Below are 24,569 nucleotides of genomic sequence, written 5' to 3'. Positions count from 1 at the left end.
TAAAAATATAATTTATTAAACAAGCACAAAATAAAAAATTTATAGCTACACTTTAAAATTTGATTAACTTCTAACCTTACTTGTAATAGAAGTGAAGCTATTATTTGGGTAAAGTATGAACTTAATACATACTGCTTATATAAATTTTGTATATTATATAGGGATATCTATATATTTAAGCAAAAGAATACTTAGATAAAATAAGACCTAAGGAACATTTTGTTTATTTAAATTTTTTACAGGGCTTTTAAAATTTTTAAAATTAAAAATCAAGCCTAATTAATTTTTACAGCACATAGGATAGTTCCAATTGTGTTAAAAAACCTTAGTTTACATGGTTTTTAAGAGGTTAAGATAAATGAAGATTTGCTTGTTTTAATAATTTATCTACTTATTTAATAATTAAATTTTAAAGATAAGGAGATAAGTGAAATGGAAAAAAAACAATATGTATTAGCTGTTCCGAATTTTAGCAATGGTAGAGATCATGATGTTATTGAGGCTGTTGTTAATGAAGTTAGAAAAGTTAGTGGAGTTAAATTAGTAAGTTATGAACCTGAACATGACTTTAATAGAACTGTGGTTACGTTCATAGGTCAACCACAGCCTGTAAAAGAAGCTTTAGTAAATATGGCAGCAAAAGCTGCAGAGCTTATAGATATGAGAGAGCACAAAGGTACACATCCAAGAATAGGTGCTCAAGATACCCTTCCAATATTCCCATTTAAAGATATAACTATAGAAGAATGTGTTGATTTAGCTAAAGAAATAGGAAATGAATTACATAATAAAACTAAAATACCTATATATTTTGCTGGAGAAGCAGCAAGAAATGAAGAAAGAAAGGCATTTGCTTATATAAGAGCTGGTCAATATGAAGGTGTAAGAGATTTATTAAAAGAATGCAAAGGTAATGAAAAAAGAAAGCAAGAGTATGAAAATAGAAAACCAGATTTAAGTGTAGATGGATTAATAAGCGATACTGCAGGAGCTACTATTTGTAGTGCAGAGACAGATGGGCTTACTGCTTATAATATATTTTTAGGAACTGAGAATATTCAAATAGCTAAAGAAATAGCTAAAGGATTAAGAGGACCTACTGGAGGATTTTCTACAGTAAGAGCTGTTGGAATAAAATTTCCAGAAAGAGAAGGAGTAGTTGTTTCAATGAACTTATTAGATTGTTCAAAAACTCCAATGCATAGAGCTTTTGAATTTGTAAAAAGAGAAGCTGAAAGATACGGTGTTATGGTTACAGGTACAGAACTTGTAGGTCCAATAAAATTAGATTATATATTAGATAGTTTTGAGTATTTCTTTAGATTAGAAGGATTTAGAAAAGAGCAAGTATTAGAAACTCATTTAATGGATATGTAGGAGGATTAATATTATGGTTGATGTAATTATAAAAAATGCAAGAATACCACAAGGTGACGATACAATAGTAACTAATATATTAGTTAAAGATGAAAAAATAGCAGGTTTTGTTGATGATATAAGTATGATAGATGCTAAAGATGTAATAGATGCAAATGGAAATTTAACGATTCCAGGATGTATTGATTCACATACTCACTTTATGTATCAAGGATTCCCACATAGAGAAAACTTTTTAACAGGAACAGCAGCAGCTGCAACAGGAGGTGTTACAACTATAATAGATATGCCATGTTGTTCAGTTCCTTCTGTTAGAAGTATAGAACAGCTTGAAACTAAATTAGGTATATGTGGACCTCAAGCAGTAGTAGATTATGCTATGTGGGGTGGTGTTACAGGTGAAGATGTTAGAGAAGGTTGGATGCACAATGTTAAGGAACAAGCAGATTATGGTGTAGTAGCATTTAAAGTATATATGACTCCATCAGTTCCAACATATCCAAGGGTAACAGACCCTGAGATGTATGAATGTTTTAAAGCAGTTTCTAAAACAGGACTTCCAATAGGAATTCATGCAGAAAATTTTGCAATGTGTGATTTTTATGTTAATAAATTTAAAAATGAAGGTAGACTTGATGGGCCAGCATGGGCTGAAGCTAGAATGGAGCTAGCTGAAAAAGTTGCAATAGAATTAGGAATAAGTTTTGCAGAGGCTAGTGGGGCTAGACTTCATATAGTTCATATGAGTACAGGTATAGGTGCTAAATTAGTTAAAGATGCTAAGATGAGAGGATTAGATATAACAAGTGAATCTTGCCCTCATTACTTAACATTAAATTATCAAGAATCTATGAGTAAATATGGTCCACTTGCAAAAATAGCTCCACCACTTAGAACTAAAAAAGATAATGAAGAACATTGGCAAGGAATAAATGATGGAAGTATAGACTTTATAGCTACAGACCACGCTCCTTATGAAATAGAAAGTGAAAAACACAAAGAAGGTATGAATATATGGACTTCATTCCCAGGTATACCAGGTGTTGAAACTATGGTTCCAGTTGTTGTAAGCGAAGGATATAACAAAGGTAGAATATCTTTAAGCAAATTAGTTGATATATTAAGTACAAATGCAGCTAAACATTATGGATTATATCCTAAAAAAGGAGCTTTAAATATAGGTTCAGATGCTGACTTTACTATAATAGATTTAGAAAAAGAATGGACTATAGATCCTAAAACTATGGTATCTATGTGTGGATATACTCCACTTGAAGGAATGCAATTAAAAGGAAAAGTTTTTAAAACTGTAATCAGAGGGAACTTAATATATCAAGATGGAGAAAATGGTACATTAGGAAATTTAGATAGCTACGATGTAGTATTTAACAACCCAGAAGAATTAACAAGCGGAGAATATAAAGTAAGTTATAGAAAAGACCATCCAGAAGTTATATTAAATCATGTTAAAAATATAAAAGGTATAATGGTAAAACCAGGATTTGGTAAGTTTACTAAGAGACAACAAATAATGAAGTTAGATAAAAATATAAAATTTTAATTTAAACAGATAATAATATTATGTTAACAATTATTGAGTTATGTACGGATATAATCTTTAATTAGTGCACGACTTAATTTACAAATTAAGTATATAAATTTATAGGAGGATTTAATTTATGCCAAGACACGGTATTGTTGTTATAGATATGTTAAATGATTTTGTTGGAGAGAAAGCTCCACTTAGATGTCCAGGAGGAGAAAAAATTATACCTAATTTACAAAAGCTATTTGCATGGGTAAGAGAAAGAAATGCAAGAGGTCTTGATGATGTTCAATTAATACACATACAAGAAGCGCATAGAAAAAATGATGCTGATTTCAGAGTGAGACCAGTTCATGCTGTAAAAGGAACTTGGGGATCTGACTTTATAAAAGATTTATATCCACAGGGTGAAGAATATACTATACCTAAGAGAAGACATAGTGCATTTGCACACACAGATTTAGATTTGTATTTAAGAGAGGAAAACCTAGATACTGTTGTTGTAACAGGCGTTTGGACTAATGTATGTGTAAGAAGTACAGCAAGTGATGCTTTATATAATGCATACAAAGTTATAACTTTAAGTGATGGTGTACATTCTAAAAATGATGAAATGCATGAAGCGGGATTAAGAGATTTAAGTATATTTACTAAAATTATGACAATAGATGAATATATAGATGCTTGGGAAAAAGGTATTGATCCATGGCAAGGCGGTGGAGATAAAGAAAATAAAGTAGAATAAGTGGAAAAAATTTTAAGTAAGAGGCTTATACATGCTTCTTACTTAAAATTTATATTAATACAGGTAAATTAAAGATGGGAGAAAACTATATGAAAATTATAGTAGGAATATCTGGAGGAAGTGGTGCAATTTATGCACTAGGAATATTAAAAGCATTAAAAAATCTCAATATAGAAACTCATTTAGTAGTATCTAATATGGGTGAGTATGTGGTGAATCATGAGTGCGGAGTTGATTTAGACGAGCTTAAAGATATGGCAGACTTTTATCATGAAAACTATAATTTAGCAGCCCCTATAGCAAGCGGATCATTTAAAACAGATGGAATGATCATAGTTCCTTGTTCTATGAAAACTTTATCTGCTATAACTTGTGGATATAGTGATAGTTTACTTACAAGAGCTGCAGATGTTTGTATAAAAGATAGACGAAAGTTGGTGGTTTTACCAAGAGAAACACCACTTAGCTCTATTCATTTAGAGAATATGCTGAAACTTTCTAATTTAGGCGTAACTATTATGCCTCCTACACCAGGTTTTTATAATCATCCTCAGGACTTAAGCGATATTGTAACATCTATAGTTGGTAGAAGCCTAGATCAATTAGGTATAGACCATAATTTACTTAAAAGATGGGGTGAGTAGATGGAAACTCAAATGTTAAGGTATACATTAGATAAATTAAATAACTTAAATTATACCAAGATTTGTAGGAAAAAAGTCAATCCTAAATTTGAGTTAGGAGCTGTGCTTAAATATTTTGATAATGAAGTGCCAATTATATTTGAAGATGTTAAAGGCTATGATATGCCATTGGTTGGTGGACTTTATGGAAATAGACAAATATTTTATGATCTTATGGATATGAACAAAGAAAATAGAATTTTTAAATTTATGGATGCTATAGCAAATCCACAAGAAACAAAGTTAATTTACACAGGACCTATCAAAAAAAATATAATAACTAAAAATATTGATATAACAAAATTATTTCCAACTCCTACGTCTCACGAAAAAGATTCTTCAAGCTTTATAACTGCAGGAATGCTTTTAGTCAAAGACCCTGAAACCGGAGATATCCATATGGCGGTTAGAAGATTTCAGGTAAATTCTAAAACTAATATAAGTACTCTTATATCAGGTGCATCACCTCATTTGAGAAAAATAGTTAGAAAAAGCGAAGAAAGCAATAAGCCTGTAGAATGTGCAGTGGTTTTAGGGTATGATGCTGAATATTTAATAGCATCTCAGATAAGTTCATCAAAGTATGGACTAGACAAACATAAAGTCTATAGTGCATTGAAAGGTGAAGCATTAGAAGTTGTAAAATGCTATAGTGTCGATATAGAAGTTCCTGCATATTGTGAGATAGTATTAGAAGGTGAAATTGTTCCTAATAAAAAGATTACAGAAGGGCCTTTTGGAGAATTAATGGGATATTATGGAGAAGTAGCACCAAATCCTGTAATGGAGATAAAAACTATAATGCATCGAGATAATCCAATATTTCAGCATGCCTTTCCTTGCAGAGAAGAACATCTATCAAATGGACTTATAAGAGAAGTTGAAATATATAGTGCATTAAGTAGTGTAGTAGATGTTAAAGATGTAAATGTAACTATAGGTGGAGGGTGTAGATTACATGCTATAGTTAGTATAGATAAAAAAAATGAAGGCGATGGAAAAAGTGCAATATTGTCATCACTAGGAAGTAGTAAAGATTTAAAACATGTAGTCATAGTTGATAGTGATGTTGACATATACTCATATAAAGATGTTGAATTTGCGCTAGCATCTAGGGTACAAGCTAGTGACGATATTGTTATAATCAAAAATGCGTTAGGTAGTGCACTTGAAGCATCACATGTATATAAAGGAACTAGTGATAAAATAGGTATAGATGCAACTAAACCATTAAATGAAGAAAGTTTTATAAGAGCTATAATACCGGAATATGAAGACATTGATATAACTAATTATTTTTAATAAAAATATAAATAAAATACGTTTAATAAGTATTAAAAGGAACCTTAAGAGAGGTGAAAATTTTGAAAGCATTAGGGATTGTAGAAGTGAAAAGTATGATAGGTGCAATACAAGCTGCAGATACTATGTTAAAATCAGCAGATGTTGATTTAGTTGATATAAACTTAGTAGGATCTGGAATAGTTGCGGCTATAGTAAGAGGAGACGTTGCAGCAGTTAATGCAGCTGTAGAAAATGGAGAAGAAAGTGCAGCAAAAATTGCAGAAATAATATCGACAAATGTAATAGCAAGACCACATGATGAGGTAAGCAAAATATTATAGGTGGTGAAATAAATGGCAAACCCACTAGCTAGAACAATAATGAATAATATATCTAAAAAATCAAGAAATAAAAAAATAGAGGAAAAATTAGAAAAGTATACTGATGATAAGTGTATAAAAAATATAAATGAAAAAGAAGAAAACATTTTAAAAAATATATTATATAAAAACAAAGTAAGTTTAAATTCTTTAAATAGTATAAACGAAATTAAAAAAAATATTAACTCAAAAACTATAATTCAAGAAAAATCATCTCAAAAAAATAGCATAAATGATTTACTAAATAAATCTAATAACAAAACTAATGAACCTTTTAGTAAAACTAAACCTAAAATAAAAACTCAAAGTCTTAAAAGTTTAAATTTAAATAGTAAGTGTGAAGAAAATATAAAAAAACATACATCAGAAAAACAAATAAAAAAAATAACTAGCTTAAGAGATTTAGCTAAATAAGGGGGAGTACTATGAGAAAAGCCCTAGGTATGATAGAAGCAGTAGGTTTAACAACGGCAATAGCAGCATTAGATGCAGCTAGTAAAGCAGCAGATATTACACTAGTTGGATATGATAAGGTAATAGGGGTAGCAAAATCAGTTAGTGTTACTATACATATTGCAGGAGAAGTAGCGGCAGTAAATGCAGCTATTGAAGCGGGGATTGAAGCTGGAAATAAGGTTGGAACAATAGTTTCAAGTAAAACAATAGCTAGACCACATGAAGAAATTGATTTTTTAATAAATGAATTTAAAAGCAATTTAAAAGAAAAGAAATCTAAAAAAGAGGTTAATAAAATTTCTAAGAAAAAAGAGGGAAGTAAAGAGGAATAGTTTAAATAAAAATAAAGATATACAAATTTAGGAGGTATAAGTTTATGGGTCAAGCACTAGGAATGGTAGAAACTAAAGGATTAGTAGGAGCTGTAGAAGCTGCAGATGCAATGGTAAAGTCAGCTAATGTAACATTGATGGGATATGAAAAAATAGGATTTGGACTTGTAACAGTTATGGTAAGTGGTGATGTAGGGGCAGTAAAAGCGGCAGTTGATGCAGGAGCAGATGCAGCTAGAAATGTTGGAGAACTCCACTCAGTTCATGTAATACCAAGACCACATTCAGAGGTAGAAAGAGTCATACTTAATAGAGAATAATATATATGGAAAATAAAAAAAGCTTAACTCAAAGTATCTTAAGCAATATAGGAAATAAGACCATAAATCCTTTAGAAGCTAAGAAAGATAACAATGAAGTTAAGCTTGATTTAAATTCATTTATAATGGTTCCTATAAATCATCCTAAAATAAACGAAGTAATAAGAATTTTAAATGAGAATAAAGGTAAAACAGATAAATCAAAAACAGATATGAAATATACTGATCTTAAAAATAATATTAATTATGAACGTCATAATAAACAAGAAAATTCAGAAAAAAATACAAGATTAATAATAACACTAAATGATATTTTAAATAATTTTGATGAAAATCAAATTATAATACCTAAAAATTCTATAATAACTCCATTAGCTCATGATTATATAAAACAAAAGAATATAGAGCTAATTTTTAATAAATAAAAGTAGGGGATGAAATAATGCAAATAGGTAAGGTTATAGGTACAGTAGTTGCAACTAGAAAAGATGACTCATTAGTTGGAAGTAAACTAATGATAACTCAACCTTTAAATTTTAAGAATGAATTTGATGGAAAGCCATTAATTGCGGTAGATACAGTTGGAGCGGGAATAGGTGAGTTAGTTATTTTTACAGAAGGAACAGCTGCTAGAAATGCAGCTAAAAAATATGATTCATCAATAAATGCTGCAATAATAGGTATAGTTGATAATATAGACGTATGGGAGGATTAAGTTTGAAATATATAAAACAAGCAATGGAATATAAAGAGTTAATAGACACTCTTATGAGTGATAAACACCATGCAGATATTGTTTTGTATGGTGGGAGTGTTGTAAATGTATTAACAAGAGAAGTATATAAAGCAGATATTGCTATAAAAGGGAAATATATATTAATGGTTGGAAATTGCGAAAGTTTAATAGGGGAAAATACTATTGTAGTAGATGTTGAAGGAAAGTATTTATCTCCTGGGTTCATAGATTCTCATATGCATTTTGAAAGTAGTATGCTGACTATAACTGAATTCTCAAGACTTTCTATACCATCAGGAACCACAACATTAATAGCAGATCCACATGAAATAGGAAATGCACTAGGTTCTATTGGTATGAAAGCTATGGCAGATGAAGCAAGTAAGATGTTAAATCATGTTAGACTTGTAGTGCCAGCGTTAACGCCAGATTGCCCAAGTTTAGAAACTGCAGGTGTAGATGTAAGTTCTAAAGATATGAAAGACTTGCTAAATTACAAAAATATTATAGGAATAGGAGAATTACAAGGTTTTAGTAATGCAAAACATGTATACAGAAATACTCCAGAAATAATAACGGATTTACTTGCATCAACTACATATGCAAAAAGTATAGGAAAAGTAGTTGATGGAAATGCTCCTGAATTATTTGGAGAGGAACTAGCAGCTCATATAATATGTACTGGAGGCAAATGCTCTTGCCATGAAACTACGACAAAAGAAGAGTGTATAGAAAAGTTAAGACAAGGTGTATATGTATTTATGAGAGAAGGATCAACTCAAAAAAATATGGCAGAGTGTATAAGAGCTGTTACAGAAGAAAGATTAGATTCTAGAAGATGTATATTAGCAACCGATGATATGGTATCTGAAGATCTCGAAAAATTAGGCCATATGAATGAAATAGTTAAAAGAACTATTAATCAAGGTGTAAACCCAATTGAAGCTATACAAATGGTTACTATAAATCCGGCTACATATTTTGGTCTAGAAGATAGAGGGGTACTATCTCCATCTAAAGTAGCTGACATTGCTATTATAAATGATTTAAATAAAATGGATGTAGAAGCTGTGTTTATAGATGGAAAATTAGTTGCAGCTGAAGGTGAGTTAATAGTAGCTTTACCTAAATATACTTATCCAAATTGTGTAAAAAATTCAGTTAAAAGAGAAATATTAATAGATGCGGACTTAGAAATAAGAAGTGAAAAAAATAATGTTACAGTCAGATGTATAAGGGCAATACCAGATCAAAATTTAACTGAATGCATAGAGGAAGAAACTACGGTTAGAAATGGTGTAGTTCAGAGTAATGTAGCTAATGATTTATTATATATAGCTTGTGTAGAACGATATGGTAGAAATAATAATATAGGAAAGGCATTTGTTAAAGGATTCGGACTTAAAAAAGGTGCTTTTGCAGAAAGCGTAGCTCATGATACTCATAATATAACTGTTGTTGGAACTAATATAGGAGATATGGTAGTTGCTGTTAATAAAGTTATAGAAATGGGCGGAGGGCTAGCAGTTGCAAATAATGGCAAAGTACTAGAAGAACTTAGATTACCAGTAGGAGGACTTATAACAGATGAACTTACAGGAAGTGAAGTAAGTGAAAAAATATCTAAGTTAGAAAAATTAGTAAGAAATGATTTAGGGGGGGAATTACGTGCTCCATTTATGCATCTATCTTTCTTAGCATTATCAACTAGTCCAAAGTGGAAGATAACAGATAAAGGTCTTATAGATGTCAATAATTTTGAAATATTAAACCCTATAGTTTAAATTTTGTTACTTAAAATTATAAAAAGAAGCTATATTTTTATAGTTTCTTTTTTATTTTAAATAAAAAACATATATACATTGGGAAATGAAATTATTTGAGAATATAATAAAATGTAGAAATAAGTAATTATTTGTAGTATGAAATAATATATACAAAAAATAAAAAATTTATTATACTTAAAACATAGACAATTAAACCAAATTAGGAGAGATGTGATAAAGTGATATTTGATTTATTTTCAAAAATGACTCAAAAGTCTGCAGAAAAAGCTATAGACAGGTCAATTGATGAGTATAGCAAAGTTTTGGAGAAAGACGTAAATTTGATGGTACGTATGATTTATAATAGAAAAACGTATACAACAGATGTGGAAAGTATAAATAGTAGAGAGGTAGTTTTCAGATGTCCTATAAATGAATATGACCATGTAAGGTTTAAAAATGGGAACAATATAAAAATAGATTTTGTAAGTTACACAGGGCTATATACAACAAGAGTAACTATAATAGAAAAAATTGTAAAAGAGGATATTACATATTATAAAGGTAAAATTACCCAGCCAATAGAAAAAAAACAAAGAAGAGATAATTATAGATTGCCAATTTCATTAGATGTAATCTATACACTATTACCCAAAGAAATTACAGAATATGAAGGAAGCACATTAGACATAAGTGTTGGAGGGATGCTTATGGAAACATATGAAAATATATATCAAACTAAAAATATAAAAGTAAAAGTTGATATAGAAGATAAAATTTATGAGATAAAAAGTTATATAGTTAAAAAGAGAGAAAATTTCTCTAATGGAAAATATTTCTATCATATTAAATTTGAAGATTTAAATAATAAACAAAAAAATGAAATATCTAGATTTATATTTGATAATAGAAAAATGCAATCTAAAAATCTAAAGATTAAAAGTTAGAAACTAAAATTTTAACTAGTCTAAATATAGCTGCCTTAAAACTACGTTTTAAAGCAGTTTTTTGTATATAATAATACATGGAGGAAAGACATATGACAAAATTTAATAAGACATCAATTTTTATTGTGTTTATAGTCATAATAGGAACATTAATAATTACCAACAATATTTATAATGTTTATTCTAGCAATGATATAGACCAAATAGCAGAAGAAAATTTAGGGATGTTAAATAATAAAATAACATCAAAAGAAAAAAATGAAATTAAAATGTTGTTAACTCTAAAAACATATTTATCAGAAAGTAGATTAAATCAAAATCAACTAGAACCTAATTTGTTAGAGCTTAGTTTATCAAAAATTATAAATGATAAGTTAAATAATTATACAATAAAATATCTACTTAATGGATATGAACTTGAATATACAGATGATGAGTATAATTTAAAAAATAAAACATTAGAAAAGTTAAAATTAATAGTAAGTAAAAGTGATTATAATTATCTAAAAGATCAAATACAATCTTATGAATCTAGAAATTACGAATCATTAGAAAACATACAGTTAGTACTTGAAGATTATAATTTAAAGCAGATAGATATACTAGTATCATATTTAACAGAAGGTAGTAATTTAGAATTAGAAGCAGTTTTCAAAATAAATAAAAACTTAGAACTTAAGTATGAAAATATAGAGAATATAACACCTGACGAACTATCCAATTCAAATCTTGCTGAATATAAAAACATATGGAAAAATATAAAACATATATTACCACATTATGGACTTGAAAATTTTGATGAAATATATTTTTCAACAGATGGAAAAGATAATGAATTAGCTTCTGTAGCACCTAATAACGAAGACGGTAGTAGATGGATAATTAATATAGATCCAAAAGATGTATTTAATGAAGAAAATAACAATTATTTTTATGAGACTATCTTTCATGAATATTTTCATTATATGAGTTTAAATAGTCATCAAGTTGTTTATACATATGATTATGATACAGAAAATTATTGTGAAGAAGGAATATCATCTAAGAAAAATTCATATATAAATGAATTTTATAAAAGTTTCTGGACCGATATAATTGATGACAGAAATTCAAATAATGATAATTTATATTTTTATGAAAGGCATAAAAATAGTTTTGTAGATGAATATGCATCAACAGATCCAAGTGAAGATATAGCTGAAACCTTTAGTTATTTTGTATTAGAAGATAAACCAACGGGAAAAAGTGTAAAAGATGAAAAGATAAAATTTTTTTATAAATATAAAGAATTAGTAAAGTTAAGAGATGATTTAAGAAATAAAATTAATAGTTTATAAAAATAAAACTCATTTGTAGTAATAAATATAATAAGAACTACAAATGAGTTTTTTGCTTTATTTACTAATTTAAATAGATTTTAGTCTAATATATTTTTTAGAAAAATAAAATATAAAGAATCCAGCAGCACAAGTAGCTATAGATACAACTATATGCATGCCGACATCATATTTAAATACATAAGAACACGCATTATCTAATGCATGGAATAATATACAAAGCCAAATACTGTTTGTTTCAGTATATATGTAAGTGAGTATAAAAGATGATGCAATACATGTAAGTGCAAAAGGGAGAAAATTAGTTCCCTGTTGAGGTGTTCCAACTACAAACCAAAGGGGTAAATGCCATAACGACCAAATAGATCCTACTATCAAAGAACTTGTAAAATAAGAGTAATTCTTTAATAGTTTAGGCAGCAAATATCCTCTCCAACCAATTTCTTCTAAGCCACCACCAAATATCATAATAGGTGTTATCCAAACTAATGAGATTAATGGTTCATTAAGTAAAATGCTTTTACCTCTATGAAATTCAACAACAATAAATGGAATTGTCCACAAAATTAAAGTTACAACTAAAACATAGAAATATTCTTTAAAACTTTTTCTTATATTAGTAATATTTTTTACAAAATTAATAAAACTATAATTAGACGAAAATATTTTTATTGTAATTAAAGCAGCTAAAGCAGGGGAATATCCAGAGATACCATAAAATATCATAAAAATGGGTGAACCATAAGTTAAGATATTTTGATTAGTAGTATATATGGTAACTGAAAATCCAATTATACATAAAAATACTAATGTTATAAAAAAGTATTTTAAATCTTTAGAAATCATATTTTCCACCTCTACAATTAAAAAATAATAAAATAATTCAATCGTAATAAAAAGGTTAAATTATTATAGGTTTATTATATGCCAAGTAGAAAGAATATAATAGCACATAAATGTTAAAAAAATAAATTCTACCTTACTATAATATGTAAAAGTAGAATTTATTAATATTATTAAAAAAATATTATATAGAATTAACTAAACTTAATAGAATTTTTTCTAGTTTATCATCTGGTAAATCATTAAAATTAACTGAGCCAAGTACTGTGCAATAGCTATTTTCATTATTATCCCATACAATAGAATGATTAAGTATATCCTTGCAGACTTTATCCAAATCTATTCCCATAGCTTCCATACTAAATCTTAATTTGTCTGGATATCTACACGGTAGGTTATCCATATAGGTACATGATTCACAGTAACGACAGCGACCTCCATCTGTTAATAGACCATTAACTTCTTTTTCAAGAGGGATTAGAAGATCAGATAAAACTCTCCTTAAGTAAGGATGAATATCATTGATAGTTTGATCTTTATCTATCTCCATATACATAGCTATAACTAAAGAGTAATTATAGTTTTTAGTATAATCAGTAAATTTAGGACTATTTGGAGGACAAGTATAGCTTAAATTATAATGAGGGCAGCCATCCTTGCAAAGACCTGTAAAATAATCAAAGTTCATATAGTTTTTTAAAATATCATTTGAACACACATTTGCTTTTAAATTGATTTTATTATTATCTTTATTGAAATTTAAATTTATCATAAATAAAACTCCTAATTATTATTTTAATTAGAGTTTATTATTATAGTATTATTATGTCAATGATATTAAATGTTTTATCTAGTACCTTGTCATAAATATAAGTGATGAGATAAAATATCCAATAAACAGTCCGTTTATAATAGTAACAACAAATCTACCTATACCGAAATTATTAAATAATAAATAGCTTAAAATTAAAGTTAAAATCAAAAAAATAAAAGCAATTAAATGATATTTGATTTTATTGCAATAAAATTTTTTATAAGAAATTTTTTTTATACTATAAAGAAAAGCTAAGATTATAAAAAAGCCTATAATAGTACTTCCATGTTGCAATATTTTATAGATAGGTATTTTGAATGATAATATATTAAAACTTTTTGTTAAAAATTTTATATTTGTAACAAAAAATCCTGTCTTATGAGTAAAGGCATCCCAAAATACATGTGTTAGCATTCCGATTAAGCAAGAATAGGTAAATACTATAACACTCTTTAAATTTATAGATTTATTTTTATCATCTAATAAATAAGTATAATACTTAGAGAGGCCAAATGGTAAATTTGATATAAAAGGATATTTTATAATCTTAGTTATTATATAAGATAATAAAAAACATAAAGGTAAATTAACAAAAATAAAACCATTTAAAGTATGGCCTAAGCTACTACTTGGATTAAAAAGTATAAAATATATAAAATCAGGAGCCATAGATCCTAAAATTAAACCTAGTAAATTAAAATTTTTATTTTTATTAAAAACAACTAAAGCTGGGTGAGTTAATGTAAATGGCATAAAATAACCTCCTTTATAGATTAAATATTAAAAGTCATAAAACAACTTTAATAAGTTATTTTATGACTTTGTTTATGCAATTTCTGATTTTTTAGATTTAACAATATCTAAATTACTTATCCACTTTAAAACAATGAAGCTAAATAATGAAACACCTATAGAAAAAATAAATATTGAATTTATTCCAAATAAGTCTATCATAGTTCCATATAACAACTTCATAAGCGAATAAGAAACACCTATAGTAAAAGTATAAACAGTCATCGATGTAGTATAAAGCTTTTTATCAACTACTTTTCCAATGAAGTCAAAGGCGCAAATTATCATAATAGAAATAGCGATACCGTGCATAGATGTAGCAACCATAAATAACCAAGGGTTAGTTGTTAATGCATAAACAGTCCATCTAACTAATAAAGCACAACTTGCAAATCCTATCATTTTTACCAATCCATATTTTTCAACTAAATCTTTACTTTTTACCATAAAAAATAATTCAGGAATAACCATAAATACAGTAAGAAGACCAACAAGTTCAGCACCAGCGCCAAGACTCATTAAATGAATTCCTTGATAAGACATCATAGCTTCTGTTAATGAAGCTACACAAACTCCACAAACTAATATTAATATATATGATTTATTTTTAAATAATTTTGGTAAATCTTCTTTTAAGTTTAATTTTTCTTTATGTTCAACTTTAGTAGTAGTATCTAATATAGGAGTTATTAATAAGCATCCAATCATACTAACTATAAATACATATAAAAACATTATGTTGCTATTTGTTGCTTTTATAAGCTGACCACATAAAAATGATGAAATAGCAAATGACATAGAGCCAATTACTCTTATGCTACCATAATTTTTATTATTTTCTTTACAAAATGATGTAGTTATAGAGTCAGTCAAAGGTAGTATAGAGTTTCTAAACATTTCAAGGAATGTAGTAACTACTAACACTGGAATAAACGAATCTGTAATAATATAAAGTACTGTAAATAAAAGTGACAGCAATATATTAAACCAAAGGACAGATTTTTGCTTTTTTAATAAATCACTTATAAGGCCCCATATAGGAACAAATATAATACCAATTATAGAAGGTATTGATACGACCATCCCAACCTGAGATGAACTAAATCCTAATGTTTTTTCTAAATATACTGGTAAAAATGTATTATAAGCACCTAAACCAATAAAAAGAGTTAAATATTTTGCATAAAATTTTGTCATGATGATTTCCTCCCTGTATGAATATACCACAATATAAGCAATATGAAAATAGTAATAATTCATACTAAATATATTTAATAAAGCACATTAAATAAACAAGTAAAAACTTGCATATAATTGAGCGTATTTTAATTAAAAATGATATTATATATAAATTTATTTTAAAGGTATACAAAAAATTTAAATAAAAAACAGTTAACCTAAGAAGGTTAACTGTTTTGTTTAAAATTAATTAAAACAACAATTAATTGAATAAATACAATTGCTGCAAATGAAAATATAAAATAATGAAAAGCTAATAGTGAATTAAATAATCCGCTCATCATAATTATATATAGAACTACTGAAAGTATAAAACCTAAAATTATTTTTAATTTTAAATTAAGATTTTTATTTTTTAAGAAAGAGCATATTAGTAAAAGTAAAAATAATGCTGATATAAAAATTACAAAATAACTCTTTATTTTTAAGTTAGAATTTGAAAAAATTGTATTTTCAAACTGATACCTTTTATAATATACATGATGCATTACACCAGCACTTTTATTAGTTAAGTATTGTAAAATAAAAACACCTATAAATAAAATTAATTGAACAACCTTTGCAAAAGCACAGAAGATATTTTTAAAATTAATTTTTTTCATGTTAAAAATTATTTAGGTTCTCCTGTTTCTGTTGGATTTGAAGGGTCGTTGCTCCAGCCAATCCATCCATCGCTATATAAAGATGTATTGTCAAATCCCATAACATTAGCATAAGTTAGAACTTCAGCTGCTCTCCATCCACTTCCACACATAAATGCAAGATGGTTATTAGTATTTATATTTTGTGATTTCCATAAATTTTGAATTTCATCTGCGTTTCTCATTGTATTATCTATATTACGATAGTCCTCAAGTGTAGTTGAACTTGTTCCAGCATAGCCATAAATAGATCCTGGTATACGTCCCTTTTTGTTATGGTAGCTATAGCCACTTTTTTTACCTATATGCTCATCCCAACTACGTATGTCTACTAAAGTAAATTTAGAATTTTTTAATTGTTCTTTAAGCTCTGGTATAGTAACTATTAAGTCAGGATTTTGCGGTATTGTAGCTCCGAAGTCATTTCCTGATATTTTAGGGTTGTTTTTAGTCTCAAGTTCATACCCGGCACTTACCCATGCATCATTTCCGCCATTTAAAACTCTAACATCGTTTATACCAATATATCTAAGAACAACAGCAACTCTATAAGATGCCATTACATCAGGTCCAGTAACTATTACAGTATCATTTTTAGTAAATCCGTAGTCATTGGCAAATTTAGTTAGTTCTTTGTCACTAGCCATCATCCAACTAGGTGGTGGTTCTATAGTGTCAGTATTTATATGAACACTAGTAGGAACATGTCCTTTTAAATAAGCTTCTTTTTCTTCACCCCAGCTAGCTTCAACAATTTTTACATTTTTAGAATTTTTAAATGTTTCAGGTGTTTTTCCATCTAACAATTCTTTAACAGCTTGAGCTGGAACTATCATTTCATAATTATTATACTGCACCATAGGTAAGTTTTTATCATTGGCCCATTCATTTACATTATATGTATATAAATTATCATACCCTTTGTTTTTTAAGTAGTCATATACTTCCTTAGAGTCTTTTTCATTAGAATCATATAGTACTATATTCTTATCTTTATCTATTCCTTTAGTTTCTAATGCTTTTTCTAAGGTCTTTTCTTTATTTTTAGCGTCAACATTTAGCCAATTTGCTGAGAAATCGACTGCTCCTTTTATGTGTCCACCTCTTTTTATACCATCTAATGCCCAACCATTATAAGCATCGTTTATACGAGTATCGACTATTACCCAAGATTTATCGTCTAATTTTTTCTCTAAGTCACTAGTTGATATTGTTTTGATGTTAGCTTCTTGAGTATTATCAGCTTTTTTAGCGCAACCAGATAGTAATGATATGCTAAGTAGTGCAGCGATACTTAAGGTTAATGTAGTTTTTAATTTAAGTTTCATTAGAACTTCCTTTCTATTTAAATATATATTTAAGTTAGATTATATTAACAAAGTATACGATATTAGTAAATTAATATAGAAAAAAAATATAAAGAGATATATTAATTATAGATATTATCTATAATTAATATCTAAATTATAAAAAGAACAAAAGCTAAATAGTTAACATATCCTATTATCAAGAAGAATTTTAGGGGAGGGATAAAAGCATGGATTGTTTTAAAGTTAAACCAACAAAAACTTTAGTTAGAGTATTCAATGCACTACCAATAAATATGGCGGTGGACATATATGGAGATGGAATACTTATATTTTCAGACTTAAAATATAAAGACTTTACATCTTATTTTTATGTTCCTATAGGTACTCATAAGGTTGATATTTATGAAGCGGGTACTAAATCTAATCCAATAATAAGAACGTCACTTAGATTGCCTACCGATCAAATTTTTACAATAGCGATTACAGGAAACCAAGGAAAAGAAACTTTGTTAGTTGTAGATGAGGATATAGAGCAACAGCCTTCTAAGCAAGATGCAGTAGGAAGAACTGTAAATTTATGTCCTGATATAGAATTTATAGATTTATTGCTTAATGATGTTCCATCATTAAATAATGTTGCATATCGTGATGAAACACCATATGTATTTATACCACCAGGAATATACAATATTTCAGTAAAAGATGGAATAACGGGCGATGTTATATCAACAGGAAAATTTGAGTATAAAGTAGAACGAATATATACATTGTATATAGTTGGGTATGCACAAAATCTACAGATGGTTCAATCTGTAGATGGAAATACTTATGTATGTAAGTAGTAAAATATAAAAAATAAAGAATAAGGTTAGATAAATAAGCTATTCTAACCTTATTTTCATTTCATAATACTAATAAATTGCATAACTGTAGGTGATTAGTACCGCAAAATGGGATATAATAAATATACTAAATAGATAAAAGGTGATTAAATGAAAGAATACAATAGTATACAAGTGAAAGAATTAATTAAATGGCAGAATAAAATGAGGAAAAAACCGTCTATAATAAATAAAGCATCAAAAGGAACTCAAAACAAATTAAACTCTATCTTACCAGATAAATATCATGAAGTAATAACAACTGCAATTAAAAATATGACAAAAGTTGTTTTGTTAGGATCAAAATATACAACTAAGCCACCAATACAAAATTTAGATTTAGAAGAAAGAGATATATTGGCTAAAGAAAAAATTAAAAATTATAAAACAACAGCAGTTTTAGAAGGAGCAGGAACAGGAGCAGGTGGTATATTAATAGGTTTAGCAGACTTACCATTACTACTGAGTATAAAAATAAAACTTTTATATGAATTGGCTAGTATATATGGATTTGACGTTAATGATTATAGAGAGAGGATATATATATTAAATATATTTCAATTAGCATTTTCAAGTCAAAATCATGTAAACTACATATTTGAAAAGATGGAGCATTGGGATGAATATAAAGAAACTTTATCTGAGGATATAAATGATTTTAATTGGAGATCATTTCAACAAGAATATAGAGATTATATAGATCTAGCTAAATTGTTGCAGTTAGCACCTGGTATTGGAGCATTTGTAGGTGCATATGTAAACAATAAGTTAGTTGATAAGTTAGGTGAATTTGCTATATATGCATATCATATGAGACATTTAGAAAAAGAATTATATATAAATGATACTAAAGAAAGATGGTGGATAAAAAAATATAAAAATTTAAACAAATATAAATAAAAAAGTTCTTGGATTATTTACATAATCCAAGAACTTTTTTATGAAAAAATATTAATTAATTTTATAAATAAAAATAAATTAAGTTTTTATATTAATGAACCTTTAACATATCTATGATAAATCTGTCTATCATCTCCTAAATAGACAAACCTTTCTAAACGCTCTATTAAATTATAATTATCAAAGTTAAGATCATGATCATCAATAATTAGTGCATCAAAATCATAACCTTTTTCAAAACTACCAATATTTCCAAAGAAGGATCCTCCACCTTTAGTAGCTATATAAAATGCCTCGCTAAAACTTAAGAAATCATATTCTTTATTTTGAGCCCAAGTAAGCTTTGAAAATTCAATAGCATAAACCATAGTTTTAAAAATAGAAAAACTATGACCTCCACTTACATCGCTTCCAAATCCTATTTTTATATTGTTATCTAGTAGTTTTCTTATTGGCATTATTCCACTAGCTAAATTAGCATTAGAGGTAGGGCAGTGAACCGCATAAACATTTTTGTTTTTCATAAGGTTAATTTCATCATCTGTTAAATGTATACAATGTGCCATTAATGTGGGCGTATCACCAAATAAATTGAATTTATTATACACATCGCCGTAGAACTTTGAATCTGGATGAAGTTCTCTTACCCAGTTTATCTCACCAATATTTTCTGATAAATGAGACTGAACAGGAATATTGTGTTTTACTGCTATAGCTCCTAACTCTTTAAGTAAAGTTTCGCTACATGTAGGAACAAATCTAGGCGTTATTATCGGATTAACTAGTTCTGACTTATCAAATGTTTGACCTATAATATCAATAGTATCATTTATAGAATCATAAGTATTTTCACATAAAGTATCACAAGAGTTTCTATCCATATTAACCTTACCAACATATGCGCCAATACCAGATTGTTTAAATAATTCTATTAGTTTTAAGGTAGAAGATTTGTGTATAGTAGCAAATGCAGCTACCCTAGTAGTACCATTTTTATAAATTTCATTTACAAACCTAGAGTACATTTTTTCTCCATAGTTTACATCAATATACTTAGACTCCTCAGGGAATGTATAATCATTAAGCCAAGGAAGTAACTCTTTGTCCATAGCAATACCAAGGTTTCTAAATTGAGGAGCGTGGCAGTGTAAATCATTCATCCCAGGGATTATAAGTTTATCTTTGTAGTCAATTAATTCATAATCTTTATATTTTTCAGGCAATTTTTTGCATATATCTAAAATAATATTGTCAGATAAAATTATATATCCATCTTCTATAATTTCAAACTTGTCATGTGTAGGGGTGAAAATTATATTTCCTTTAATAATCCTCATAAAACACCTCTTAATAAAAAATTCTTGTTACTTTTTAATAAAATTATATAAACACTAATAATATGAATTTTATATAAATAATATATATGAAGATTTATTCGAAAATATTCAATAATATTGTTTTAAAATCAACAAATTAATATAAAATAACACTTTTGATTATAAAAAAAAGAAGTTTGAGTTGAACGTATGTATAATAACGAACTTATTTGTTTTTAAATAATGTAACATTCTTTTACAAAAATGTAATTAATTCAAATAAAAAAGTACTATAATGCTTAAAAGGTTCATATGTTTTAAGAAAGGTATTTTAACGTTTATAATATGTTTTTAATAAAATTTTTAGAATTATATTTTAAAATTTGAAGTTATTTAAATTAGACAAAAGATGATCAACTTAAAGTATTTACAAAAACTAAATTTGTTGTGGAGGAATTTATGATTGAAGAAGTATATAAGGCTAAGACTTTAGAAGAAACATTAAAATTATTGGATACTAAAAGTGACTCTATGATTATAGCGGGAGGAACGGATTTAATTGTTCAAATGAGGAATAAAAGATTACAAAAAAAGAATTTAATTGATATATCAGATGTAGAAGAATTGAAACTAATATCAGAAGATAAAGGAATTATAAAGATAGGAGCATGTACAACATTTAATCAAATAATACATAACGAAACACTTAATAGAAATTTAGACGGGTTAAAAAAAGCAGCTATGTCAGTAGGATCACCACAAATAAGAAGCAGAGGCACTATTGGAGGTAATATATGCAATAATTCACCTAGTGCAGACCTTATATTACCGCTATTAGTATTAGATGCAGTAGTAACCATACAAACAAAATCATATGAAAGGAAAGTGCATTTAAAGAATTTATTACTAGATAAAAATAAAGTAGATATAAAAGACAATGAAATATTAACCTATATAGAATTTGAAAAACCTACAAAAGACCAAATAGTAACTTTTTCAAAATTAGGTTTTAGGAAATCACTAGCAATCGCAAAAGTATCTGCTGGTGTTTTTTTAGATATAAAAGATAATAAATTTGAAATAGTTAGAATATCTTTAGGTGCATTAAGTAATATAGCTAGAAGAGCATATAATGTAGAAGATTACTTAATTGGTAAAGAAGTTAAAGATGAGTACATAAATATCGCAATAGATATGTTAGAAAATAACGTTAAAAAGGAATTACAAGGAAGAGAGAGTGCTGAATTTAAATCTCATGCAGTTAAAGGAGTAGTAGAAAGTGCTATAAGTGAGTGTATAAAATTAAATTTAAGAGGGTGAAGTGTTGAAAAACATTAATTTAAATATTAATGATACTTTGTATAATGTGAGCATAAATGAAAATGCACGATTAATAGACGTGCTTAGAGATAACTTAAATCTAACAGGAACTAAAGAAGGTTGTGGTGAGGGCGAGTGTGGGGCTTGCTCTGTAATTATAGATGGAGAAATAGTTAACTCATGTTTAGTAATGGCATTTCAAGTACAAGATAAAAAAATAATAACCATAGAAGGTGTAAAAGATGAATACTTAAAACAATCCTTTATAGATGTTGGAGCAGTACAATGTGGTTTTTGTACTCCAGGTATGATATTAAGTGGAAAAGTAATATTAGACCAAAATCAAAATCCTACAAAAGAGCAAATAAGGGAAAGTATATCTGGAAACTTGTGCAGATGTACAGGTTACAGCAAGATTGTAGATGCAATATATAATGCATCGAAGGTAAGGGGAGATAATTAGTGGATGTAGTAGGTAAAAGTGTAAAAAGGGTAGATGCTTATGATAAAGTAAGTGGAAAAGCAATATATCCACAAGATATATATATAGATAATATGCTTTATGGAGCAACTTTAAGATCAATGAAACCACATGCATATATAAAAGTTGATATTAGTAAAGCCTTAGAGTTAGAAGGAGTTATAAAAATATTTACGGCAAAAGATATAAAAAATAACTATCATGGGGTTGTATTAAAAGATCATCAAGTATTTTGTGAAAATAAAGTTAGGAGAGTCGGAGATCCAATTGCATTTGTGGTAGCAATATCTAAAGAAGTTGCAAATATGGCATTAGAATATATAAGGATAGACTATGAAGAAATTGAATGTGTGTTTGACCCAGAAATTGCAATGAAAAACGACTCAGTAAAAGTTCATGATAATGAAAGTAATATAGTTCATCATTTTAAGATTAGAAATGGAGATATTGATAAAGGGTTTGAAGAATGTGATATTATAGTTGAAAATGAATATAAAGTACCACAAGTAGATCATGTATTTTTACAACCAGAAAGTGGTGTTTCTACTATTGATGAAGATGGAAATATAACTTTATATATATCAACTCAATATCCTCATTACGATGTAATTGAAGTATCTGAAGCACTTGGAATAGAACCCAATAAGGTTAAAATTATAAATTGTACAGTTGGTGGAGCATTTGGTGGGAGAGAAGACATAATGATGCAAATACATTTAGCACTAGCAGCAAAAGAATTAAAAAGGCCAATAAAAACAGTTTACACTAGAGAAGAATCATTTTTAGCACACTCAAAGAGACATTCTATGATAATGAAATATAAAACAGGGGTTACTAAGGATGGTAAGCTAAAAGCGATAAAAGTAACTATAATAGGTGATACAGGTGCTTATGCGTCTTGGGCTATAAATGTACTTAGAAAAGCTGGTGTGCATGCAACTGGACCTTATGAAATAGAAAATGTTTGGGTTGATAGCTATGCAGTTTATACAAATAATCCATTTAGTGGGGCTATGAGAGGGTTTGGAGCAACTCAAGTACCGATTGCTTATGAACAACAAATGGATATATTAGCACAAAAGTTAAATATGGATCCTATTGAATTTAGACTTAATAATATTTTTAGAAAAGGAAGTAAAACATCTACCAATCAAATCCTAAAGGAAAGTGTTTCTCTAGAAAGATGTATAAAAGAAGTTAAAAAACACATAGACATAAATAAAAAAGGCTGTGGTATAGGGATTATGTTTTATGGAACAGGTTATGGAAATGGATTTCCAGATGTTTCAAATGCAACCGTAAAAATAGATAAATATGGAAAATTAGAAATATATGTGGGTGCAACAGAGGTAGGTCAAGGAGCTAAAACTATAATGAGTCAAATTGGAGCCGAAATCTTAAAAATAAATATAAAAGATGTAATTTTTATAAATGAAGATACATCTATAACTCCAGATTCAGGAACTGCTGCAGCTAGCCGCCAAACTTATAATACAGGCAATGCTATAAAGATAGCATGTGAAAAATTAAGAGATGAAATAGCTAAAGTTTACAATATAAATAAATATGATTTAAGAGAAGTATACGAAAATATGGATGAAGATAAACTTGTTAAGCATGCATCATTTACTGCTTATACGACTACTATGGATGAAGAAACGGGAATAGGAGATCCTTATTGGCCATATACTTTTGGAGCATGCGGTGTGGAAGTAGATATAAATGAAAAAACAGGAGAAGTTAAATTATTAAAAGCAGTAGTAGCTCAAGATGTAGGCAAAGCCATAAATCCACAGCTAATAGAAGGTCAAATAGATGGTGGATTTGCTATGGGAGTGGGATATACTTTATTTGAAAATCTAAATGTTATAAATGGATATATAAAAAATAATAAGTTATCTAAGTATTTAATACCAACTTCTTTAGATACAATAGATTTAAAAAAAATAATAGTAGAAGATGAAGAAAGTAGTGCACCATTTGGAGCTAAGGGAATAGGAGAGCCTGTTATAGTATATGTAGCACCTGCTATATTAAATGCTGTTGCAAGTAAGCTGGATAAAAGAGCTTATGAAATACCATTAACGCCTGATAAAATAATAAATCTTATAAATAGCTAAATT

The 24,569-nt window shown here is 27.9% G+C and carries 25 protein-coding genes; 19 read left to right on the top strand and 6 right to left on the bottom strand.

Translation table 11 applies throughout. The features are described 5' to 3' along the window. The first annotated feature begins 432 nt into the window (after window positions 1-432). The 14 genes from ftcD to NWE74_RS04470 all read left to right on the top strand — a co-directional run bounded on the left by ftcD (window position 433) and on the right by NWE74_RS04470 (window position 11,909). Complete coding sequence (ftcD, locus tag NWE74_RS04535) at window positions 433-1,377, top strand: glutamate formimidoyltransferase (RefSeq protein ID WP_258242045.1); 945 nt, start codon at window positions 433-435, stop codon at window positions 1,375-1,377. A gap of 13 nt (window positions 1,378-1,390) precedes the next feature. After that, a complete protein-coding gene (locus NWE74_RS04530) occupies window positions 1,391-2,938 on the top strand; it encodes a dihydroorotase (protein ID WP_258242044.1) in 1,548 nt (515 codons plus the stop codon). 118 nt (window positions 2,939-3,056) lie between these two features. After that, window positions 3,057-3,668: a cysteine hydrolase family protein gene (locus NWE74_RS04525; RefSeq protein ID WP_258242043.1), complete on the top strand. Its 612-nt coding sequence runs from the start codon at window positions 3,057-3,059 to the stop codon at window positions 3,666-3,668. A gap of 89 nt (window positions 3,669-3,757) precedes the next feature. Continuing rightward, entirely contained in the window at window positions 3,758-4,312 is a 555-nt protein-coding gene (locus NWE74_RS04520) for a UbiX family flavin prenyltransferase (protein ID WP_258242042.1), read from the top strand. Next, window positions 4,313-5,653, top strand: coding sequence for a UbiD family decarboxylase (locus tag NWE74_RS04515; RefSeq protein WP_258242041.1), 1,341 nt, complete (start codon window positions 4,313-4,315; stop codon window positions 5,651-5,653). Window positions 5,654-5,712: 59 nt separating this feature from the next. After that, window positions 5,713-5,976 (top strand): BMC domain-containing protein, encoded by a 264-nt coding sequence (locus NWE74_RS04510; protein ID WP_258244416.1) that lies wholly within the window; start codon window positions 5,713-5,715, stop codon window positions 5,974-5,976. A gap of 12 nt (window positions 5,977-5,988) precedes the next feature. Further along, window positions 5,989-6,429, top strand: coding sequence for a hypothetical protein (locus tag NWE74_RS04505; protein ID WP_258242040.1), 441 nt, complete (start codon window positions 5,989-5,991; stop codon window positions 6,427-6,429). A gap of 11 nt (window positions 6,430-6,440) precedes the next feature. After that, complete coding sequence (locus NWE74_RS04500) at window positions 6,441-6,803, top strand: BMC domain-containing protein (RefSeq protein WP_258242039.1); 363 nt, start codon at window positions 6,441-6,443, stop codon at window positions 6,801-6,803. 44 nt (window positions 6,804-6,847) lie between these two features. Then, window positions 6,848-7,123 carry a BMC domain-containing protein gene (locus NWE74_RS04495; RefSeq protein WP_258242038.1) on the top strand — a complete coding sequence of 92 codons (276 nt, stop codon included), beginning with the start codon at window positions 6,848-6,850 and terminating at the stop codon, window positions 7,121-7,123. Window positions 7,124-7,128: 5 nt separating this feature from the next. Then, the gene (locus NWE74_RS04490; RefSeq protein WP_258242037.1) at window positions 7,129-7,548 is read left to right on the top strand and encodes a hypothetical protein; all 420 of its coding nucleotides are present in this window, start codon (window positions 7,129-7,131) and stop codon (window positions 7,546-7,548) included. A gap of 17 nt (window positions 7,549-7,565) precedes the next feature. Next, entirely contained in the window at window positions 7,566-7,838 is a 273-nt protein-coding gene (locus tag NWE74_RS04485) for a EutN/CcmL family microcompartment protein (RefSeq protein WP_258242036.1), read from the top strand. 2 nt (window positions 7,839-7,840) lie between these two features. Next, on the top strand, window positions 7,841-9,643 hold the full coding sequence (ade, locus tag NWE74_RS04480) for an adenine deaminase (protein WP_258242035.1): 1,803 nt from the start codon (window positions 7,841-7,843) through the stop codon (window positions 9,641-9,643). Between the two features lie 221 nt (window positions 9,644-9,864). Beyond that, complete coding sequence (locus NWE74_RS04475) at window positions 9,865-10,572, top strand: flagellar brake protein (protein ID WP_258242034.1); 708 nt, start codon at window positions 9,865-9,867, stop codon at window positions 10,570-10,572. A gap of 92 nt (window positions 10,573-10,664) precedes the next feature. Further along, window positions 10,665-11,909 carry a hypothetical protein gene (locus tag NWE74_RS04470; RefSeq protein ID WP_258242033.1) on the top strand — a complete coding sequence of 415 codons (1,245 nt, stop codon included), beginning with the start codon at window positions 10,665-10,667 and terminating at the stop codon, window positions 11,907-11,909. A gap of 69 nt (window positions 11,910-11,978) precedes the next feature. Here the strand turns inward: NWE74_RS04470 and NWE74_RS04465 are convergent, their stop codons facing one another. The 5 genes from NWE74_RS04465 to NWE74_RS04445 form a co-directional block, all read right to left on the bottom strand. Next, on the bottom strand, window positions 11,979-12,755 hold the full coding sequence (locus tag NWE74_RS04465; protein ID WP_258242032.1) for a CPBP family intramembrane glutamic endopeptidase: 777 nt from the start codon (window positions 12,753-12,755) through the stop codon (window positions 11,979-11,981). A 181-nt stretch (window positions 12,756-12,936) separates the two neighbouring features. Beyond that, a complete protein-coding gene (locus NWE74_RS04460) occupies window positions 12,937-13,524 on the bottom strand; it encodes a DUF2284 domain-containing protein (RefSeq protein WP_258242031.1) in 588 nt (195 codons plus the stop codon). A 78-nt stretch (window positions 13,525-13,602) separates the two neighbouring features. Next, window positions 13,603-14,319, bottom strand: coding sequence for a DUF4184 family protein (locus NWE74_RS04455; protein ID WP_258242030.1), 717 nt, complete (start codon window positions 14,317-14,319; stop codon window positions 13,603-13,605). 72 nt (window positions 14,320-14,391) lie between these two features. Continuing rightward, window positions 14,392-15,555, bottom strand: a complete 1,164-nt coding sequence (locus tag NWE74_RS04450; RefSeq protein ID WP_258242029.1) for an MFS transporter — start codon at window positions 15,553-15,555, stop codon at window positions 14,392-14,394. Window positions 15,556-16,207: 652 nt separating this feature from the next. Continuing rightward, window positions 16,208-17,566, bottom strand: a complete 1,359-nt coding sequence (locus NWE74_RS04445; protein ID WP_258242028.1) for a rhodanese-like domain-containing protein — start codon at window positions 17,564-17,566, stop codon at window positions 16,208-16,210. Window positions 17,567-17,775: 209 nt separating this feature from the next. Between NWE74_RS04445 and NWE74_RS04440 the strand changes: the two genes are divergently transcribed. Further along, on the top strand, window positions 17,776-18,390 hold the full coding sequence (locus tag NWE74_RS04440; RefSeq protein WP_258242027.1) for a DUF4397 domain-containing protein: 615 nt from the start codon (window positions 17,776-17,778) through the stop codon (window positions 18,388-18,390). 150 nt (window positions 18,391-18,540) lie between these two features. Further along, window positions 18,541-19,329: an EcsC family protein gene (locus NWE74_RS04435; protein ID WP_258242026.1), complete on the top strand. Its 789-nt coding sequence runs from the start codon at window positions 18,541-18,543 to the stop codon at window positions 19,327-19,329. Window positions 19,330-19,415: 86 nt separating this feature from the next. Here NWE74_RS04435 and guaD read toward each other — a convergent pair whose 3' ends face one another. After that, on the bottom strand, window positions 19,416-20,666 hold the full coding sequence (guaD, locus tag NWE74_RS04430) for a guanine deaminase (protein ID WP_258242025.1): 1,251 nt from the start codon (window positions 20,664-20,666) through the stop codon (window positions 19,416-19,418). 438 nt (window positions 20,667-21,104) lie between these two features. On the opposite strand from guaD, the gene NWE74_RS04425 reads away from it, so the two are divergent. The 3 genes from NWE74_RS04425 to NWE74_RS04415 are packed head-to-tail and all read left to right on the top strand — an operon-like array spanning window position 21,105 to window position 24,566. Further along, window positions 21,105-21,965: an FAD binding domain-containing protein gene (locus NWE74_RS04425; RefSeq protein ID WP_258242024.1), complete on the top strand. Its 861-nt coding sequence runs from the start codon at window positions 21,105-21,107 to the stop codon at window positions 21,963-21,965. A 1-nt stretch (window position 21,966) separates the two neighbouring features. Beyond that, window positions 21,967-22,428 (top strand): (2Fe-2S)-binding protein, encoded by a 462-nt coding sequence (locus tag NWE74_RS04420; protein WP_334304161.1) that lies wholly within the window; start codon window positions 21,967-21,969, stop codon window positions 22,426-22,428. After that, window positions 22,428-24,566: a xanthine dehydrogenase family protein molybdopterin-binding subunit gene (locus tag NWE74_RS04415; protein ID WP_258242022.1), complete on the top strand. Its 2,139-nt coding sequence runs from the start codon at window positions 22,428-22,430 to the stop codon at window positions 24,564-24,566. The genes NWE74_RS04420 and NWE74_RS04415 overlap by 1 nt, the downstream gene beginning before the upstream one ends. The last annotated feature ends 3 nt before the right edge of the window (window positions 24,567-24,569 follow it).

The organism is Romboutsia lituseburensis (assembly GCF_024723825.1).
Taxonomy (GTDB): Bacteria; Bacillota; Clostridia; order Peptostreptococcales; family Peptostreptococcaceae; genus Romboutsia_F; species Romboutsia_F lituseburensis_A.
Note: the sequence above shows the minus strand (reverse complement) of the source record. Positions and strands in the feature narration are given on the sequence as shown.